The 13,398-nt window shown below is 66.6% G+C and carries 11 protein-coding genes and 1 tRNA gene; 5 read left to right on the forward strand and 7 right to left on the reverse strand.

Translation table 11 applies throughout. The features are described from left to right. The coding region (locus Q4F19_RS00005; protein ID WP_303539093.1) for a TonB-dependent receptor at nucleotides 1-2,280 on the reverse strand (2,280 nt) is incomplete at its 3' end. 157 nt (nucleotides 2,281-2,437) lie between these two features. Here Q4F19_RS00005 and lon point away from each other — a divergent pair. From lon to Q4F19_RS00025, 4 genes are all read left to right on the forward strand, one after another. Continuing rightward, nucleotides 2,438-4,846: an endopeptidase La gene (gene lon, locus Q4F19_RS00010; RefSeq protein WP_303539094.1), complete on the forward strand. Its 2,409-nt coding sequence runs from the start codon at nucleotides 2,438-2,440 to the stop codon at nucleotides 4,844-4,846. 96 nt (nucleotides 4,847-4,942) lie between these two features. After that, nucleotides 4,943-5,215, forward strand: a complete 273-nt coding sequence (locus Q4F19_RS00015) for an HU family DNA-binding protein (protein ID WP_303539095.1) — start codon at nucleotides 4,943-4,945, stop codon at nucleotides 5,213-5,215. An 85-nt stretch (nucleotides 5,216-5,300) separates the two neighbouring features. After that, nucleotides 5,301-5,375, forward strand: a tRNA-Val gene (locus Q4F19_RS00020). A gap of 117 nt (nucleotides 5,376-5,492) precedes the next feature. Continuing rightward, complete coding sequence (locus Q4F19_RS00025; RefSeq protein WP_303539096.1) at nucleotides 5,493-5,666, forward strand: hypothetical protein; 174 nt, start codon at nucleotides 5,493-5,495, stop codon at nucleotides 5,664-5,666. Between the two features lie 136 nt (nucleotides 5,667-5,802). Here Q4F19_RS00025 and Q4F19_RS00030 read toward each other — a convergent pair whose 3' ends face one another. Further along, nucleotides 5,803-6,978 (reverse strand): acetyl-CoA C-acetyltransferase, encoded by a 1,176-nt coding sequence (locus Q4F19_RS00030; protein ID WP_303539097.1) that lies wholly within the window; start codon nucleotides 6,976-6,978, stop codon nucleotides 5,803-5,805. A 34-nt stretch (nucleotides 6,979-7,012) separates the two neighbouring features. Next, nucleotides 7,013-8,008, reverse strand: a complete 996-nt coding sequence (locus Q4F19_RS00035) for an alpha/beta fold hydrolase (protein ID WP_303539098.1) — start codon at nucleotides 8,006-8,008, stop codon at nucleotides 7,013-7,015. Between the two features lie 91 nt (nucleotides 8,009-8,099). On the opposite strand from Q4F19_RS00035, the gene phaR reads away from it, so the two are divergent. Next, entirely contained in the window at nucleotides 8,100-8,675 is a 576-nt protein-coding gene (gene phaR, locus Q4F19_RS00040; protein ID WP_303539099.1) for a polyhydroxyalkanoate synthesis repressor PhaR, read from the forward strand. Nucleotides 8,676-8,682: 7 nt separating this feature from the next. Here the strand turns inward: phaR and Q4F19_RS00045 are convergent, their stop codons facing one another. The 4 genes from Q4F19_RS00045 to Q4F19_RS00060 all read right to left on the reverse strand — a co-directional run bounded on the left by Q4F19_RS00045 (nucleotide 8,683) and on the right by Q4F19_RS00060 (nucleotide 13,356). Beyond that, on the reverse strand, nucleotides 8,683-10,110 hold the full coding sequence (locus Q4F19_RS00045) for an ArnT family glycosyltransferase (RefSeq protein WP_303539905.1): 1,428 nt from the start codon (nucleotides 10,108-10,110) through the stop codon (nucleotides 8,683-8,685). Nucleotides 10,111-10,172: 62 nt separating this feature from the next. Then, nucleotides 10,173-11,723, reverse strand: coding sequence for an ArnT family glycosyltransferase (locus tag Q4F19_RS00050; protein WP_303539100.1), 1,551 nt, complete (start codon nucleotides 11,721-11,723; stop codon nucleotides 10,173-10,175). After that, the gene (locus Q4F19_RS00055) at nucleotides 11,720-12,352 is read right to left on the reverse strand and encodes a class I SAM-dependent methyltransferase (protein WP_303539101.1); all 633 of its coding nucleotides are present in this window, start codon (nucleotides 12,350-12,352) and stop codon (nucleotides 11,720-11,722) included. The genes Q4F19_RS00050 and Q4F19_RS00055 overlap by 4 nt, the downstream gene beginning before the upstream one ends. After that, a complete protein-coding gene (locus tag Q4F19_RS00060; RefSeq protein ID WP_303539102.1) occupies nucleotides 12,349-13,356 on the reverse strand; it encodes a glycosyltransferase in 1,008 nt (335 codons plus the stop codon). Before Q4F19_RS00060 ends, Q4F19_RS00055 begins: the two co-directional genes overlap by 4 nt. Between the last annotated feature and the right edge of the window lie 42 nt (nucleotides 13,357-13,398).

Below are 13,398 nucleotides of genomic sequence, written 5' to 3' on the forward strand. Positions count from 1 at the left end.
GGACGGGTCAACTCCACGGGCGGCAAGTCCGTCTTCTCCCGCACGGAGGCCTACCGCACGGAGAAGGGCAGCCTGGGCGCGCCGTTCAGGGGCGCGACCCTCACCGGGGGCGCCCGGACCGCCAGGGCCACCGGGCCCGCCCGGGAAATTGAAGCCGCGCGCTGCCGCCAGCTTGCGGAAGGCGGCGATCTGGCCGGCGGTCGGCTTGAGCGGGATCGAGAGATTGAAGCCCCAGCGCAGGCTTTCGGTATCTTCGCGGCTGAAATTGACCGGGCGCGTGTCGGCGCGGATCAGATCGCCGTCGGCATCGCGGATGAAGCGATCGGGGAAGGCCTCCTCGATCGCGGCGGTGGGCTCGGGAAGCGAATTGATCGCGTCGCGGATGCGGCTCTTCACATAGTTTGCGGTGAAGCTGATGTCGGTCTTGGGCAGCGGCTTCCACGTGGCGCCGATCTTCATGACATGGCGATTGTCGGCGAGCAGGGTGGGATTGCCGCCGGTGATCGCGGAGACGTCGACCGACTGGCCCTGCCGATAATCAAACACACGTGCGGCGGGCGTGACGACGACCGGATTGCCGAGCTGCGCCACGGTCGGTGCGCCCTCATCGTCCGTGACCGAAAAGATGAAGGTGATCGGCGGGCGCGGCGTCCAGTTCACGCCATAGCCGTAGGTGCGCAGCGTCCCGAAATCGCTGAGCTCGTTGACGGCGAGATTGACGTTGGCGGTGAGGTTGCCGAGCGCGGTCAGCACGCCCGCGCGGCGGCTGGCGATCGGCAGATCGACGCTGACCGAACCGGTGCCGCCCGTGCGCGAGAGCGAGGTGGATTGGAACAGGCCCGCGCGCCGCGTGTCGGCGTCGATCGCCTGCAGCGTGCCGCCGGCCTTGATCGTCGTGCCGACGGCGCCGGCGGGCAGTTTGAAGAGATTGCCGCGCGTGATGATCTGCGCATCGCCGCTGTTCGTGATCGAGCGGGCCTTGTTGACGAGCAGGGAGCCGATCAGCGGATCGAGATCGCCATAGGGATTGAGCGTCGCGTCGTTGGCGGTCAGCCGCGCCTGGATCGCGCTCGTGTCGAGGCTGGTCTCGGTGCGCGTGCGGCTGTCGCCATGATCGTAATTGGCGGTCGTCGTCCAGCGCCAGGCGGGCGAGAATTGCCCGTTCGCGCCGAGCCCGAGATGCCCGGTCCAGCCGTTGGTCCGCTGCGAGAGCGGATCGGTGCCGAGATAGCGATCGAGCAGCACCGCCGAGGCGAAGGGCGAATAGGGATTGCCCGCGGGCAGCGACAGCGAGGTGGAGGGCAGGCCGTTGAGCGCCTGGCTGCGCGTGACGGTCAGCATGCCGTTGGCGGTCGCCGAGATGCCGCCGAAGGCGCGCGCATAGACGCTGTTCATCGTCAGCGTCCGCGTCTGCGGGCGCAGCGTCCGGTACGGCGAGATATCGGTATTGGTCTGCTGGTTCGCGGTCGCGGCGAAGGCGGCGAGATTGGGCGCGGCGGTCGCGGCGGAGGCGGGGACGCCGGCGATCGTGACCGGCGCGCCGACCAAAGCGGCGAGGCGCGGATCGAGCAGGCTGCCATTGGCGGCGACGATATTGCCCTGCGCCGAATAAGGCTGGCCCGCCGCGGTGGAGATCAGATCGCGATCGCTTTCCAGCAGGCGCTGGCTGGCTTGCAGGCGGACGTTCAGATTGAAGCGATTGTCGCCGCGGATCTGGATCTTGCCGCCCTCCAGCGTGCCGCTCTCGCCGCCGCCCTCGGTGGAGGTGCTGCCGTCGGCGACGAGCGTCTTCGCGTCGAAGCGGCGGCGCAGCACGAAATTGACGACCTTCTGGTCCGCACCGAAGCCATATTTGAGCGCGACCTCCTCGGGCATCACCTCGACGCGAAGGATCGCCTCGGTCGGGATGTCGCGGATTTCGGCGAAGCTGGAGATGCGCTTGCCGTTGAGCAGGACGGCGGGTGCGCCGCCGCCGCGGCCCTGGTTGCTGCCCGTCTGCGGGGCGAGTTCGGTCAACAGATCCGAGATCGAATTGACCCCGTAGGCGCGCACGTCGGCAGGATTGAGGACCTGCTCGGCGGGGATGTCGCCCACGACCGAGCCGACCGGCTTCTGGCCGTTGACGACGATCGCCTCTTCCTCGTCGATCGCGCCGCCCTCGCTGCCGCCCGGCGGGGGCGTGCGGGCCGGCGGCGCGTCCTGCGCGAAGGCCGGAACGCCCGAGAGCGCGATGAGACCGGCGAAAGCGGGGGCGGCGGCGAGGCGAATCGTTCGGATCATGGGTTTCCGCTAGCGGATAAACCTCGCCCCATATGTCATTATGGCAACAAAGGCCGGATCGAACCTATCGCGCCGACTATCGCGGATTGATCCGCGTGGCGGCGCGTCCCATATCCGGTGCCAAGGCCGCGAGAGTCCGCGCGGCATCGGAGTGATCATGGTCGAAACCCTTCCCGTCCTGCCGCTACGCGACATCGTCGTGTTCCCGCAGATGATCGTGCCCCTGTTCGTCGGCCGCGACAAATCGGTCGCCGCGCTGGAAAGCGCGATGGCGGCGGACAAGAGCATCTTTCTCGTCGCGCAGCTGGACCCGGCCAATGACGATCCCGACGCGGCCGCGCTCTACGATATCGGCGTCGTCGCGACCGTGCTGCAATTGCTGAAGCTGCCGGACGGCACGGTGCGCGTGCTCGTCGAGGGGCAGAAGCGCGGCCAGCTCGGCGACTTGCGCACCGAAGGCGGGCATCTGGTCGGCGACATCGCCGCCGTCGCCGAAGCAGCGGCGGGCGACGAGACCGAAACCAAGGGCCTGATCCGCTCGGTGATCGAGCAGTTCGAGCGCTATGCGCGGCTCAACAAGAAGATCTCCGAGGATCTGCCGGGGCAGCTCGCCGAGATCGAGGAGCCCGGCAAGCTCGCCGATGCGGTCGCGGGCAATATCGCGGTCAAGGTCGCCGAGAAGCAGACGATGCTGATGGAGGCCAATCCGGCGCGGCGGCTGGAAATGGCCTTCGCCTTCATGGAGGGCGAGCTCGGCGTGCTCCAGGTGGAGAAGAAGATCCGCAGCCGCGTGAAGCGGCAGATGGAGAAGAGCCAGCGCGAATATTATCTGAACGAGCAGCTGAAGGCGATTCAGCGCGAGCTGGGCACCGCCGAGGGCGAGGAAAGCGGCGACGAGATCGCCGAGCTGACCCAGAAGATCGCGACGCTGAAGCTCTCGAAGGAGGCGCGTTCGAAGGCGACCGCCGAGGTCAAGAAGCTCCGCACGATGGCGCCGATGAGCGCCGAGGCGACGGTCGTCCGCAATTATCTCGACGTGCTGCTCGGCCTGCCCTGGGGCAAGAAGAGCAAGGTGAAAAAGGATATCGCGGCCGCCCAGGCGGTGCTCGACAACGATCATCACGGGCTGGAGAAGGTCAAGGACCGGATCGTCGAATATCTGGCGGTGCAGGCGCGGACCAACAAGCTGAAGGGGCCGATCCTGTGCCTCGTCGGCCCGCCGGGCGTCGGCAAAACCAGCCTCGGTCGCTCGATCGCGAAGGCGACGGGGCGCGAATTCGTGCGCCAGAGCCTCGGCGGCGTGCGCGACGAGGCCGAGATCCGCGGCCACAGGCGCACCTATATCGGCTCGCTGCCGGGCAAGATCGTGTCCAACCTGAAGAAGGCCGGCACCTCCAACCCGCTGTTCCTGCTCGACGAGATCGACAAGCTCGGCCAGGATTTCCGCGGCGATCCCGCCTCGGCCCTGCTCGAGGTGCTCGATCCGGAGCAGAACGGCAAGTTCCAGGATCATTATCTGGAGATCGACGTCGATCTGTCCGACGTTATGTTCGTCTGCACGGCGAACAGCCTGAACCTGCCGCAGCCCTTGCTCGATCGCATGGAGATCATCCGGCTCGAAGGCTATACCGAGGACGAGAAGATGGAGATCGCCAAGGCGCATCTCCTTCAGAAGCAGATCGACGCGCACGGGCTGAAGGCGGACGAGTTCGAACTCGCCGACGAGGGCCTGCGCGACCTGATCCGCTATTATACGCGCGAGGCGGGCGTGCGCACGCTGGAGCGCGAGATCGCCAAGGTCGCGCGCAAGGCGCTGCGGCGGATCCTCGAGGGCAAAGAGACGAAGGTCGTCGTCGATGCCGGCAATCTCGGCGATTTCTCCGGCGTGCGGAAATATCGCTACGGCGTCTCCGAGGAGGAGGACCAGATCGGCGCGGTCACGGGGTTGGCCTGGACCGAGGTCGGCGGCGAATTGCTGACGATCGAGGCGGTGACCGTGCCCGGCAAGGGCCTCGTCAAGACGACCGGCAAATTGGGCGAGGTCATGAACGAGAGCGTCCAGGCGGCGTGGTCGTTCGTGAAGGCGCGTGCGCCGATCTACGGGATCAAGCCCTCGATCTTCTACCGCAAGGACATCCACATCCATCTGCCCGAAGGCGCGGTGCCGAAGGACGGTCCGTCGGCGGGCATCGGGATGGTGACGACGCTCGTCTCGACGCTCACGGGCATCGCAGTGCGCCGCGACGTGGCGATGACGGGCGAGGTGACGCTGCGCGGCCGCGTGCTGCCGATCGGCGGGCTCAAGGAGAAATTGCTCGCGGCGCTGCGCGGCGGGATCACGACCGTGCTGATCCCGCAGGAGAATGAGAAGGATCTCGCCGACATTCCGGCCAACATCCTGGAGGGGCTTAAGATCGTCCCCGTGGCGCATGTCGACGAGGTTCTGGCGATCGCTTTGATCCGTCCGCTGGTCGCGATAGAGTGGACGGATGCGGACGAACTGGCGACCGAGCCGCCTGCTGCGATCAGTTCTCAGGAACATGGTGGAAGTTTAGCTCGACATTGACGCAATCTTTTGCGGCATTTCAGGTATTTTCCTTTTGACAGGTTGCCGCACAAAGGGGTTTATCCCTCTTACCAACAAAAAGATTGGGGGTGCAGGATGAACAAGCAGGAATTGATCTTCGCGGTTGCGGAAGAAACAGGGTTCAACCGCAGCGATACAACTCGCGTTGTGGAAGCGATGCTTAGCAAGATCGGTCAGACTTTGGTCGATGGCAGCGAAGTGCGTCTGGTTGGATTTGGAACCTTTTCGGTGACGAGGCGTAAGCCTTCGACCGGGCGCAATCCGCGCACCGGCGAGCCGATGAACATCGCCTCGACCAGCCAGCCGAAGTTTCGTGCGGGCAAGGTGCTGAAGGAACTGGTCAACTAGGCACTGGCCGCCGTCGATGTCGGACTGGACAGGACGGCGGCGAGCCTCTAATCGCGCCCCCTTGGCGTGGCCCTGGCAAGCACAGGGGCGCATAGCTCAGCGGTAGAGCACACCCTTCACACGGGTGGGGTCGCAGGTTCAATCCCTGCTGCGCCCACCACGCCTCCCCTCATATTCATCCGTGCCGCGCTGCAGCGGACGACCGCTCTCCGCCTGAACAATGGGCATGGAGCCGCACGCGACGCCGCTCGTTCATCCTTCGACAAGGAGAACAGACATGGCCAAGCCGCCCGAAACACCGCCCCATTCCGACATAGAGGGCGTCAATCGCGACGCGCGCGTCGGCACGCCCACGCGCGACAAGCAGCCCGATCCGGGCGCGGCGATGAATCACGCCGATGACGAGAGCAAGGGCCGGCCCGAAGGCGGGCGTCAGTCGACGAGCGAATAGAAGCTCCCCGATCCTCCCCATCGCAGATGGGGAGGGGGACCGCCGCAGGCGGTGGAGAGTGTTTTGAAACGCTGAGGATTTCACGCCACCGTGCTGCGTGAGGTCCGCCCCCGGGCAGAGCCGGGGGCTTAGATCATCAGTCGCGCGCGATGCACATGGCGATGCCCATGCCGCCGCCGATGCAGAGCGTAGCAAGGCCCTTCTTGGCGTCGCGCTTCTCCATTTCGTAGAGGAGGGTCGTCAGGACGCGCGCGCCGCTGGCGCCGACCGGATGGCCGATCGCGATCGCGCCGCCATTGACGTTGACCTTGTCCGCATCCCAGCCGAGCTCCTGCCCGACCGCGAGCGCCTGCGCGGCGAAGGCCTCGTTGGCCTCGATCAGGTCGAGATCGTCGATCGTCCAGCCGGCCTTCTCCAGCGCCTTCTTGGACGCGGGCACGGGGCCGATGCCCATATAAGCCGGATCGACGCCCGCAGTCGCCCAGGAGGCGATGCGCCCGAGAACCTTGGCGCCGCGCTTGGCGGCCGCCTCCGCGCTCATCAGCACGATCGCCGCGGCGCCGTCATTTATGCCGCTCGAATTGCCCGCGGTGACGCTGCCGTCCTTCTTGAAGGCGGGGCGCAGGCCGGCCATCATCTCGGTGGTGGCGCCGACGCGGATATATTCGTCGTCGCTGACGATCGTCTCGCCCTTGCGCGTCTTGATCGTGACCGACGCGATCTCGGCCGCGAAGCGGCCGTCGGCGCGCGCCTTCTCCGCCTTGTTCTGGCTGGCGACGGCGAAGGCGTCCTGCGCCTCGCGCGTGATCTGGTAGCGCTCGGCGAGATTCTCGGCGGTCATGCCCATCGGATAATTGTGGAAGGCGTCGGTCAGCGCATCGTTCATCATCGTATCGACGAGCGTGACCGGGCCCATCTTGGTGCCGCCGCGCATATGCTGTGCGTGCGGCGCCATCGACATGCTTTCCTGCCCGCCCGCGACGATGATGTCCGCGTCGCCGGCGGCGATGCCCTGCGCCGCGATGGCGACCGCGCGCAGCCCCGATCCGCAAATCTGGTTGATCGAGTAAGCCGTCGCCTCGACCGGGATGCCCGCGGCGACGGCCGCCTGCCGCGCCGGGCCCTGGCCTTCGCCCGCCGACAGGATCTGGCCGAGCACGACCTCGTCCACTTCGTCGGGCGCGACGCCCGCCTGTTCGAGCGCGGCGACGATCGCCGTGCGCCCGAGTTCGTGCGCGGAAACATTGGCGAAGGCGCCGTTGAAGCTGCCGACGGGCGTCCGCTTGGCGCCGGTAATGACGATGTCTGCCACGTGTCGATCCGTCATGATGAGAGGTGGGATTGCGCTAGCAAAGCCGCCGCGCCTGCGAAAGCCATTGCAACAGCGGCTGCCACAACAAGGCCTCCGCCCGGCCGCCGACGATCATGCCGACATGCCCCAGGCTCAGCGTGATCCGATCGCCGATTCCCGCCGCCGACGCATGCGGCACGATCCGGTCGCTCGTCGAGACAACCTCCAGCACAGGGAAGGAAAACCGCGCCGGATCGATCGCCTGTCCACCGACGCGCCACGCGCCGCTGCCGGGCAGATCGCGCAGGAAGAAATCCTCGAGGAGTTCGCGCGCGGCGGCGAAGGTCATCGGCGGGCCGGCATTGGCCCAATCCTCGACCGTCGTAAAACTCGCCACCGCGCGGCGGTCCGCGGCCTTGCGCCCGATCGCCTCGAACTTGGCAAGCGTGCGGACGGGATCGAGTCGCCAGAAGGCCGACTGCATGATTTCCATCGGCATCAGGCCGAGCTCCTCGGCCGGGCCGCGCGCGCTCTCCCACAATTCGGTGAGGCGCAGCCGCGAGCCCGGCGGGAAGCCGGCGAAGCGCCAGGGCGCGGCGATCAGAGCCAGCCCGCGGACGGACATCGCCTGCGCCGCCGCCGTCGCGAGCGTGCCGCCAAGGCAATAGCCGACGAGGATCGGCGGCTCTGGCAGCCGCGCCAGCAAAGGCAGCAGCAGCCTTTCGACATGGCCGGCGAGATCGAGATGGCGTTCGTCGCTGCCCGGCGTTCCCCAATCGACGAGCAGCACGCGCAGGCCCGCGGCGCGCAGCCAGCGCAGCAGGGATCGCTGCCGATCCAGATCGAGGATCTCGGCGCCGTTGATCAGCGAGGGGATGAAGACGATCGGCGTGCCTTCGCCGCCATAATCGCGCAGGCTGGCTCTGCCGCGCTGCGCGATCCTGCGCGCGCGCCGCATCGGCCGCTGGCGCGGGGCGTCCTGATAGGCGCGCACGCCCTGCAAAACTGCAGCAATCCGTGCAGCATCGTCACCCGCTTCGCTGCGCAGCATCTCCAAAAACAGCGGGAGCGGGCGCGGCCTGTGTTGCGACGCGGCGGATGATAGTGCTAAGACTTCGCTATTCGACTGAGGGGAACGGGGCATGGCGAAATCATCGAATCCTTCTGGCCCGGTCACCATCAAGAAATATGCGAACCGCCGGCTCTATAATACGGAGAGCTCGAGCTACATCACGCTCGAGTTCCTTGCGCAAATGACGCGCGAGGGGCGCGAGTTCAAGGTCATCGACGCCAAGAGCGAAGAAGACATCACGCATAACATTCTCACCCAGATCATCATGGAAGAGGAAAATCGCGGGCAGACGATGCTGCCCGTCGGCTTCCTGCGCGAACTGATCTCGCTCTACGGCGATTCGATGCAGTCGGTGGTGCCGCAATATCTGGAAGCGTCGATGGAGGCGTTCCGCCGCAACCAGTCGCAATTCCAGCAGGCGATGCAGGGCGCGTTCACGGGCGGGCCGTTCGCGGATCTCGCCAAGCGCAACATGGAGATGATGGAAGCCGCCGCCGAAGCCTTCAAGGTCAAGGGCACCAGCGGCAAGGCGACCCCGCCGACGAAGGCCGAGACACCGGCCCCGGCCGTGCCGAAGGACGATATCCTGGCGCTGAAGGAACAGATGGCGGCGCTTCAGGCGAAGATCGACAAGATCGGGAAATAAGCGCGCGTCAGCGGCGGACGTACATGTCGATCGTGCGGCCTTCGAAATTGGCGCTTCCGGCCAGCCAATAGGAACGGCGCAGCGTTTCGAACAGAATCGCGGCGGTCCGCGGATTGCGTTTCGCGTCCGCCTCGCGACCGATCGTGATCGCCGACGGGTGCGCGGCGAGGATGCGTCGCACTTCCGAAGCGGAGTCGATGCCCAGCGCGTCTTGCTCGACGCGCGACGACAGGTGATCCGGGAAGACGAAGCGGCTGAGCGTGCAGGCGTGCGCGAGCTGGAACAGGATGGGCGGGCCATCATATTCGAACAGGCAGCCGCGGTCGACGTCGGCCGGCAGCAGCGCCACCATCTTCTCGATCTGCTCGCGGGACCGGCGGTGCGAGGCCAGATCGGGCCAGCCCAGATTGGCGAGGGGAATCCACAAGGCGATCGCCGCGAAGCCGATCCCGATCGGACGCCGCGCCGCGATCGGCGCGAGGCCGACGGCGAGCGGGACGTAGAGCGGCATCAGATAATGATAATAGAAGCCGCCGATCAGGAAATAGCCGGCGAGCGCCGCGCCGATCCAGCCCATGAGGAACAGCGCCCACCGGCGCACCGCGGCTTCGCTCCGGCGCAACTGCCAAAGCGATGCCGCCGTGCAGAGCGAGAGTGGCGCGAGATGCCCGAGGCTCGTGATCAGGCGCTCGCCTGTCTTGCCGTCGATCGCCGTATCCCGCAGCATGATCGAGACGAAGTTGGCGAAGACGAAGCTTTGGCCTCGGCCGATCGCCGCATAGGCGACCCACGCCAGCAGAGTGGGGAAGAGCGCGGCCGCCGCGAGCAAGCCGGTCCAGCCGACGGCCTTTGCCAGAGGCAGGCGCCGTAGCAGCAGCCCCGCGAGCACGAGCCCGAAGAAGGCGACCTCGAACAGCGCGGTATATTTGATCTGGATCGCGATGCCGCCCAGCGCCATCGCCACGAAGCCGTGCCGCAAGCTTCGTCGCACATCGCTGGACTCGATCGCGCGCAAAGTCGCCAGCGCGGCGAAGGCGACGAGCGGATTGTAGAAGACGGGCGACTGGCCGCCGCCGCCCTCGACCGTTTCGATCCACAGAAGATAGGCGAGCCCCGCGAAGAGCGCGGCGGGCTCCGGCGCGGCGCGGCGCGCGATCCGGGAGACCGCCCATGCGCCCGCCCATGCGAAAAGCGCGGCCACGACCTGATATTGGTAGACGCCCTGTCCGCCGAGCAGCCGGATCGCGGCATAGAGCAGGAAGAGGCCGATGGGCTTCCTGTCCCAGATATCGACATAAGGGACGGCCCCGTGGAGCAGCCGATCACCGACGAGCAGATAGAATTGCTCGTCCAGGAACGGCGCGGGATCACCGAAGGTCGGCGCGCGCAGCAGGAGCGTCGCCACGAGCAGGGCGATGCCGGTGACGAGGGGCATCGACACCGATCGCCGCGCATCGGTTGCAGACGGCGGCACCACTATCGCTGGTAGGGTCGCCATCAGCGGATGCCCGGGCAATCGCGCGGGGCCAGTCCGTGCGGCGGCAGGTGAAGGACCATGCCCGCATAGATGAAGCGGCGCGGATAGGTCGCGTCCATCGCATCGGCGACGGCGGGATTGTAGCGGCTGTCATATGTGGTGTCGCCACGGTCGCCGTCGGTGATGAAGCCGCCGAAGCAGCGACGGCGGACGAGGGCGACGAAAGCGGGCTCGTCATAGCGGCCGAGCGCGGCGAGCTCGGCGGCGATTGCGGGCTCCCATTCGGCGGATCTGCCCGCGCGGATGAGCAGCGTCATATCGTCGGAGATGACCGGGGCAGGGGTCGCGTGGATCGCGTGCACGAGACGATCGAGACGCCCGGCCTTTGCATGCGCGGCCGCGGTGAAGTCGCCCCATTGCGCGAGCGGGATGGCCTGGATGGCGGCTGCGATCAGCAGCAATGTCGGCGCGACGCTCTCCGGCGAGAAGGGCCAGCCCGCGGGCGGTCGCTCGCCCACCGCGAAGGCGAAAGCGGGCGAGGCGCCCAGCGCGGCGAGGATGGCGAGCGGCGCGAACCATTCGATCAGATAGTTCGAAGAGCCGCCCGACTTGACGATCATCGCCAGCATCAGCGTTCGCAGGATCAGATAGAGTCCCAGGATCAGCAGGATCGCGCGCCGTTCCGATCCGCCGCTCTCGCGGCGAAAGGATGCCCACGCAATCCCGCACCCGAGCAGCGCCATCAGCACGAACGCGACATGCGCGCGCAGCGGCGGCAGAAGCGACCACAAGCGATGCGCCTCGTTCCGGTTCATATTGTAGAGGACGATGTGGCGGAGGAAGCCGCCGTGGGTCATGAGCGTCAGCGTGCCCAATGCCGCAAGGCCGATGACGAGGCAGGCCACGAGGCACGTCCAGCCGAGACGGGGTCGGGTCAGGAGCAGGCCGAGGATCGCGGCCGCGGGCGCCGCGACCGTGACCTGCTTGGTATAGACGCCCAGCGTGAAGCAGAGCGCCGCCGCGAGGATCAAACGCGGGCGGCGCAGCGCCATGATCGTCAGCAGCAATCCGCAGAGCGTGAACAGGCAGGCGAGCATGTCGACCCGCATCGTCGCCGACCATTCGGCGACCGGCTGGCAGACGGGGAAGAGCAGGCCCGCGAAGAGTCCGCCCGCAATTGCCGTGCGTCTATCGCCGACGGTCGCGATGGCCGCGCGCGCGATCAGACCGACGGCGACGGCCGAGGCTAGCGTCGCGGCGAAGCTCAACGCGCGTCCCGTGAACAGCGGATCGGCGCCCGTCACGCGCACGAGCGCTGCGACCGCCAGATGATAGACGGGCGGATAATGATAGACGATCGCGGGAAAGACGCCGATCGGCGAATAGCCGCGCCCGGCGACCATGTTGATCATCTGCTGCCAGACGATCCCCTCGCCATAATCGACATTGTAGCGATAGCCGATGATCGTGCGCGTCGCGCCGAGCAGCGAGACGACGTCCAATGCGAGGATCGCGATCAGCAGCGCAAGCGCCCATGCCGGCAAGCGCAGCGCAGGAGCGCGCTTGATCACCCGGGCTGCGCCATCACGAGCATCTGCTTGCCCATCGGCTTGATCGGGGAACGCAGATAGGCGCCGATCAGCCAGCGCCATGTCGGCAGACGCGACTTGATCGTGAGCGGGAGGAAGCGCGGCTTGATCATCGTCACGCGCCAGCCTTCGGCGCGGAGCAGATCGGCAAGCGCGATGTGCGAGTAAGCGACGAGATGCGTATAATCGTCGAAATATTCGCGATAGGCATACCGATAATTGGGCTGGAGCAGCGCCAGCGTGCCGCCCGACCGCAGCACGCGGCGGAGCTCGGCGAGTGTCGTGCGCGCATCGTCGCGCGAGAGATGCTCGAAGAGGTTGGAGGCAAGCGCGAAATCGACGCTGCCGGGCGGGATCGCCGACAGATCGGTCGCGGGGGTGACGACGGGCGTGACCCCGGGTGCGAGATGATCGGCCATGCCGGGCCAGGCGTCGACCGCGATCCGCTCGCGGGCGACGACGGCATTGATGAAGTCGCCATAGCCTGCGCCCAGATCGAGCACGCAATCTTCGGGCCGGACATGATGGCGGAACACATAGTGCCACAGCGCCGACCAGGTCGCACCGCGCCGCGGATCCTCGCTCAGCCGCGCGTCGTGATAGCCGCTCATGCGCGCGCGAGCCGCCAGTCGGTGAGCAGGCCCAGGATCATGCGCGCGCCGACCTGCAGCCCGCGCCAATTGTTGACGTTGCCGCCCTTGCTGACGCCGATGCGCGGGTGGAAGGTGATCGGGCATTCGAGCAGGACGAGCCCGCGATCGAGCGCGGTGTCGAGAAGATGCGCGTTGAATTCGAGATTCACCGCCGGATTGAGCTGCGGCAGCAGGCGCAACAAGGCATCGCGCCGGCAGAGCTTGTAGGTCGTGCCGACATCGGTGATCGTGCTGCGCCCCAGATGCTTGGCCTCCAGCAATTTGCCGACGAACATGTTGCCATAATAGATGAAGGTCGAAAGCTGCGTCAGATACTGGCGCAGCGGCTCGACCGTGCGCGTTCCGTTCACGATGTCGGCGTGCGGCGCGTAAGCGAGCAATTTCTCGATATCATAGGCGCGAAACGTGCTGTCGCCCTCGCACAATACGACGAATTCGGTGTCGGTATATTTGGCGGCTTCGGTGAGACTGCGATGCACACAGCGGCCGTATCCGGGCTGCCACTCCGTGAAGACGATGGCGCCCGCTTCCTCGGCGCGCGCGAAAGTCGCGTCGCTCGAATTGTTGCTGACGACGATGACGCGCTCGACGAGCGGGTGGACGAGGAAATCCTCGACCGCGCCGGCGATGCTTTCCTCGTCGTTATAGGCGGTCAGCGCGACGGTCACGCGGCGGCGCTTCACCGGCTGGAAGCGGACCGGAACGTCGGGCTTCTTGCCCGGCAGCAGGAACAGCAGATCGAACATGGCGAGCGCGAGCCCGGCGACGATCGGCATGCCGCTATACCAGACGAGCCACTGCGCGATCGGATCGAGCAGAGCCTCGAGACCCAGCAAGTAGCGCGGGAAGATCAGCAGCACGCCCGTCATATACATGACGAAGCCCAGGCACAGGCAGAGCACCCCCCAGAGCAGGAAGGGCTTGTGCAGGCGTCGCGCGACGTTCGGCGGGATCGTGGTCATCGTGCCAGCGCTAGCGGCACAGGGTTAACGGAAGGCTAGCAA

Origin of the sequence: Sphingomonas natans (assembly GCF_030546695.1) — a bacterium.
GTDB classification, from domain to species: Bacteria; Pseudomonadota; Alphaproteobacteria; order Sphingomonadales; family Sphingomonadaceae; genus Sphingomonas_I; species Sphingomonas_I natans.

Excerpts from the sequence above, each read along its gene's own strand:
- phaR (WP_303539099.1), top strand. The coding sequence starts at position 8,100 with ATGGCGAAATCATCGAATCCTTCTGGCCCGGTCACCATCAAGAAATAT.
- lon (WP_303539094.1), top strand. The coding sequence starts at position 2,438 with ATGGTCGAAACCCTTCCCGTCCTGCCGCTACGCGACATCGTCGTGTTC.
- Q4F19_RS00055 (WP_303539101.1), bottom strand. The coding sequence starts at position 12,352 with ATGAGCGGCTATCACGACGCGCGGCTGAGCGAGGATCCGCGGCGCGGT.
- Q4F19_RS00045 (WP_303539905.1), bottom strand. The coding sequence starts at position 10,110 with ATGCCCCTCGTCACCGGCATCGCCCTGCTCGTGGCGACGCTCCTGCTG.
- Q4F19_RS00035 (WP_303539098.1), bottom strand. The coding sequence starts at position 8,008 with ATGCTGCGCAGCGAAGCGGGTGACGATGCTGCACGGATTGCTGCAGTT.
- Q4F19_RS00060 (WP_303539102.1), bottom strand. The coding sequence starts at position 13,356 with ATGACCACGATCCCGCCGAACGTCGCGCGACGCCTGCACAAGCCCTTC.
- Q4F19_RS00015 (WP_303539095.1), top strand. The coding sequence starts at position 4,943 with ATGAACAAGCAGGAATTGATCTTCGCGGTTGCGGAAGAAACAGGGTTC.
- Q4F19_RS00025 (WP_303539096.1), top strand. The coding sequence starts at position 5,493 with ATGGCCAAGCCGCCCGAAACACCGCCCCATTCCGACATAGAGGGCGTC.